Origin of the sequence: uncultured Bradyrhizobium sp., assembly GCF_936928535.1 — a bacterium.
Taxonomy (GTDB): domain Bacteria; phylum Pseudomonadota; class Alphaproteobacteria; order Rhizobiales; family Xanthobacteraceae; genus Bradyrhizobium.
The window spans coordinates 1-3,041 of sequence record NZ_CAKZHY010000027.1; the positions used below are offsets into that span (position 1 = coordinate 1).

Genomic DNA, 3,041 nt, shown 5'->3' on the forward strand with positions numbered 1-3,041 from the left:
TGCACTGATTTGGGAATCCCAAGTCGATTCAGACTAACCCCATCCCGCTTTAGCGCTTGCGCTCGGGGCCGCAGACCACGCCTGTCTTGACCATCGCGTCGATCTCCGACTTTGAGTAGCCGAACTCGCCCAGCACCTCCTGGGAGTGCTGGCTGAACTTCGGCGGCAGCCGGCGCAGGCTCGGCTTGCTGCGATCGAGCCGGATCGGCGAGGTCACGCCCTTGTACCAGTCCTTCTCGATGACATCGCCGCGGGCGATGGTGTGCGGGTTGGTCAGCGCCTGGTCGATCTTCTGCACAGGACCCGCAGGCAGGCCGGCGGCGAGCAGGCGATTGCACAGCGGTTCGGCCTCGTGCTGGCTGAACACGGCGGCAAGCTCGGCGCGCAGCGCCTCGCGATTGGCGATGCGGTCTTTGTTGCGGGCAAAGCGCGGATCGGTGCCGAGCTCGGGCTTGCCGATCTCCTTGGCGAGCTTGCGGAAGGTGCCGTCATTGCCGACGCCGATGAAGATGTTGTCGGTCTTGGTCGGGAAGATCGCGTAGGGCACGAGGTTCGGATGCTCGTTGCCGGTGAGGCCGGGCGGCTTGCCATGCATGAAATAGTTCGCGGTGTGCGGATGCATGATGGCAAGGCCAGTTTCGTACAGCGTCGTCTCGAGGAACTGGCCCTTGCCCGAGCGTTGCCGTTCGGACAGCGCCATCAGAATGCCGATCGCCGCGTAAAGGCCGGTGCCGATGTCGACCAGCGGCACGCCAATCCGCATCGGGCCGCTCTCGGGCGAGCCGGTTGCGGCGATCATGCCGGTCATGGCCTGGATGATGGCATCATAGCCGGGATTGCCGCCGCGCGGGCCGTCGGCGCCGAAGCCGCAGATGCGGCAATGCACGAGCCGCGGATATTTCTGGCTGAGCACATCGTTGCCGATGCCCCATTTCTCCAGCGTACCCGGCTTGAAATTCTCGATCAGGACGTCGGCCGTCTCCAGCATCTTCAGGAGCACGGCACGGCCGCCCTCGGAGGCGAGGTCGAGGCCGATCGAGCGCTTGTTTCTGTTGATGCCGATGAAGTAGGCGGCGTCGTCGTCGTGGAAGGGAGGGCCCCAGTCGCGCACCTCGTCGCCCGCGGGCGGCTCGACCTTGATCACGTCGGCGCCATGGTCGGCGAGGATCTGGGTGCAATAGGGACCGCCGAGCACGCGCGTGAGATCGATGACGCGCAGTCCGCTCATTGCACCTGTGGTGGTGTCAGTCATGCCTTCGCTTCCCCTGTATCGAATTTGATCACAGGCCTAGCGAGGTTCGTACGCGCCAGCAATGGCTTGTCGCGTGGGGCCGCATGCGTCGCCGCGCAATCCCGCGGCGTGGGAAATCTCGCGGAAGCGGCCGGCCCGAGGGGGATCCCGGGCCAGCCAATTCACCGTCGGATCAGACGACCGTCAGGCGAACGTCGACGTTGCCGCGGGTCGCATTGGAGTACGGGCACACTTCGTGCGCCTTCTCGACCAGCGCCTCGGCGTCTGCGCGGGACAGGCCCGGCAGCGAGACGGCGAGATCGATGTCGAGGCCGAAACCGCCGGCCGAGCGCGGGCCGATGCCGACGGTCGAGGTCACGGAGGCATCAGCGGGAACCTTCGGGCCGCCCTGCGAGGCCACGAACTTCATCGCGCCGATGAAGCAGGCCGCATAGCCGGCCGCAAACAGCTGCTCGGGATTGTTGCCGGCGCCGCCGCCACCGCCGAGCTCCTTCGGCGTGGTGAGCTTCACGTCGAGCGCGCCGTCGAGGGTGGCAGCATGGCCGTCGCGGCCGCCGGTGGCTTTTGCGCTGGTCTTGTACAGGACGTTCACGGACATTTTCGTCTCCTTGGGGGCTTCGGGTTAGGGTGCAATTCATATCGCAAACAATTAGATTGTGCGCAATCGATATTTGCATGCCTCACATTTAATTGTTCGCAATTGAATGTCCGGCTGGCCGGCCCCAGAATGGGGAAAATCCCGCGAGATTCTCTATGGCCCGGAAACTAGCGACCCTCGATCCGCAACGCCTCGACAACCAGATCTGCTTTGCGGTCTATTCCGCCGCGCACGCCTTCAACCGCGTCTACAAGCCGCTGCTCGACCGGCTCGGCCTGACCTATCCGCAGTATCTGGTGATGCTGGTGCTGTGGGAGCGCGACGACGTGCCGGTGAAGGAGATCGGCGAAAAGCTGTTTCTCGATTCGGGCACGCTGACGCCGCTGCTGAAGCGGCTGGAGGCCGCGCATCTGGTCAAGCGCACACGATCGAGCGAGGACGAGCGTCAGGTCCTGATCGCGCTGACGGCGCAGGGTCACGCGCTGAAGGAAAAGGCGCGCAGCGTGCCGCAGTCGATCCTGGCGGCCTCGGACTGCTCGGTGTCGGAGCTGGTCGCGATGAAAGACGAGATCGTCGCGCTACGGGATCGGCTGAATGCGGTGATTGGGGAGTAGGGGGCGGGGACAGGACGTCAGAGGCGTTTCTTGGCGAACGCGCGGCCGGATGCCGATTTCAGATACCTCTCGAATGCGACAGCCTGCTTCTCGTCGCTGAACGCGACATAGGTCTTGAGACGCCAGGGCAAGTATTTCGAGGTGTGAGGCACCTCGCCAGCGTTGTCTTTGCCAGTCGAGCGCGCAAGTCGTCAGTGATCCCGACATAGAAGTGCTGGGAGTCGAGGCTCTCAAGGATGTAGACGTATTTCACGGCGCACTCCCCGGTTGTCGAGGGGAGTTTACACCCGCTTTGGATTTGCTGAAGCCCGGCTTCGCCCTTCGGGCTACACTGCGGCAGCCTTCGCTAGCTTCGCTACGATGGAGCGGAGCTGGCTTGCCGAGCCGTAGCTCGCGACTGTTAACGATTACGGATAGAGCCCGCCGTCGCCCTTCGGGCTGTGGCGTGGCAGCCTTCGCTCTCTTCGCTACGAGGGACTTGCCAGGCTTGCCGAGCCGAATCTCGCGACTGTTAATGATTACGGATAGAGCCCGCCGTCGCCCTTCGGGCTATGGCGTGGCAGCCTTCGCTCTCTTC

At 64.0% G+C, this 3,041-nt stretch carries 3 protein-coding genes and 1 pseudogene; 1 reads left to right on the forward strand and 3 read right to left on the reverse strand.

Annotated features, from left to right (window positions below; translation table 11 throughout):
- Positions 1 to 49: 49 nt before the first annotated feature.
- A complete protein-coding gene (locus Q0687_RS03345; RefSeq protein WP_298872234.1) occupies positions 50 to 1,252 on the reverse strand; it encodes a CaiB/BaiF CoA-transferase family protein in 1,203 nt (400 codons plus the stop codon).
- Positions 1,253 to 1,424: 172 nt separating this feature from the next.
- Positions 1,425 to 1,850: an organic hydroperoxide resistance protein gene (locus Q0687_RS03350; RefSeq protein ID WP_298872236.1), complete on the reverse strand. Its 426-nt coding sequence runs from the start codon at positions 1,848 to 1,850 to the stop codon at positions 1,425 to 1,427.
- A gap of 155 nt (positions 1,851 to 2,005) precedes the next feature.
- Between Q0687_RS03350 and Q0687_RS03355 the strand changes: the two genes are divergently transcribed.
- Positions 2,006 to 2,464 (forward strand): MarR family transcriptional regulator, encoded by a 459-nt coding sequence (locus Q0687_RS03355; RefSeq protein WP_298872238.1) that lies wholly within the window; start codon positions 2,006 to 2,008, stop codon positions 2,462 to 2,464.
- 17 nt (positions 2,465 to 2,481) lie between these two features.
- Here the strand turns inward: Q0687_RS03355 and Q0687_RS03360 are convergent.
- Positions 2,482 to 2,717 (reverse strand): annotated as a pseudogene (locus Q0687_RS03360) (GIY-YIG nuclease family protein).
- Positions 2,718 to 3,041: the final 324 nt, after the last annotated feature.